The organism is Chelativorans sp. (assembly GCF_031180965.1).
Classification (GTDB): Bacteria; Pseudomonadota; Alphaproteobacteria; order Rhizobiales; family Rhizobiaceae; genus Chelativorans.
On sequence record NZ_JAPSLH010000061.1, the window covers coordinates 1 to 1248 of the forward strand.

At 69.3% G+C, this 1248-nt stretch carries 2 protein-coding genes; one reads left to right on the forward strand and one right to left on the reverse strand.

Going from position 1 to position 1248, the window contains the following annotated elements; translation table 11 throughout:
- Positions 1 to 52 precede the first annotated feature (52 nt).
- Positions 53 to 643 carry a fasciclin domain-containing protein gene (locus tag RIN79_RS21475; RefSeq protein ID WP_309086743.1) on the forward strand — a complete coding sequence of 197 codons (591 nt, stop codon included), beginning with the start codon at positions 53 to 55 and terminating at the stop codon, positions 641 to 643.
- Here the strand turns inward: RIN79_RS21475 and pdeM are convergent.
- A partial coding sequence (gene pdeM, locus RIN79_RS21480) for a ligase-associated DNA damage response endonuclease PdeM (protein WP_309086744.1) occupies positions 621 to 1248 on the reverse strand: 628 nt, incomplete at its 5' end. The two genes, RIN79_RS21475 and pdeM, sit on opposite strands and share 23 nt — an antisense overlap.

Genomic DNA, 1248 nt, shown 5'->3' on the forward strand with positions numbered 1-1248 from the left:
CCGGAGGTAGCGGCTGGCCGGCGCGGCCGTCAACAAGGAAGGGGTGTCTCACATGACCTTGATTCACAGGCGTGGTCTGTTCGTCCTAGGTGCGGCGGCGACGGGCGCTCTGGCCATGCCGAACATCCTGTGGGCACAGACCCGAAGCGTCGCAGACACGCTCGCCGGCGATTCACGCTTCAAGCAGTTCCTGGACCTCATCACGCGCGCCAGCATGGTCGAGGATTTCCGCCAGCCCGGGCCGCTCACCGTGTTCGCGCCCATCGACCAGGCCTTCTTCGGTGCTCCCGCGAACCTGATCCAGGACCTGACGGGCCGGAACATGGGCGGCAGCGAGAACCGCAACGATGTCGAGCGACAGCGCCTGTCTGCGTTGATCAACTACCATGTCGTGCCGGGCACGTTCCTCTCGACGCAGCTCACGGGGCAGGAGCATCGCCTCAAGACGCTGAATGGCGCCTCCCTCGGGATCCAGACCGCCGGCTCTAGCCTGCAGCTGCAGAATCCCGCCCCGGCCATGCAGCTTGGTGGCTTCGGCGCGGCGGGCGCGCAGGTCTCCGCCGTGCCGGCGGAGGTGGTCCAGGCAGACATCATGGCCAGCAACGGCGTGATCCACGCGATCAGCCAGGTCCTCTGGCCGTAACCCCATTGAGGGCGAGGGGGAGTTCGTCCCCCTCGCTCCCTGGCTTGCGTCCTGGGTCTTTGGCGGCAAGGCCGCGCAGCGGCCCCGTCGGCATGCTGAACAGTCGGTCCTTCCCCAGGAGGAAGGCTCGCCCGCCACGCGGCATCAGCGCCGCGATCGCGGGGTCCCGGATGTCGAGGCCGCCGGTATAGGCGCCGAAGGCTGGCAGGATCAGGCGCCGCCCATCGAACAGGAAGCAGGGCCGCGTCACGCCGCCCGCGCGCGTCTCCATCGTCGCCTTCGGATGGAAATGTCCGCTGACCTCGCCGGCTGCGCGCGGCGCGCCGATGTGGCGGAAGTTGAGCGGCGCATCGCGCCATTCCTCCACTGCCTCTCCCGGCAGACCCTCGGGGGCGACCGGGTCATGGTTGCCGAGAACCCAGGTGACGGCGACGCCATGGAGCAGGCGCTTCAGCGTCGCGCATTCCGGCTCCGGCAGGCGCGCACAGCCGCCGGGATCGTCGAAGCTGTCGCCGAGCAGCACCAGTCGCTCCGGTCGCCAGCGCCGCAGCACGAAGCCGAGCCGGTCCAGCGTCTCCCGCGTATCGTAGGGCGGCAGGAAGCGG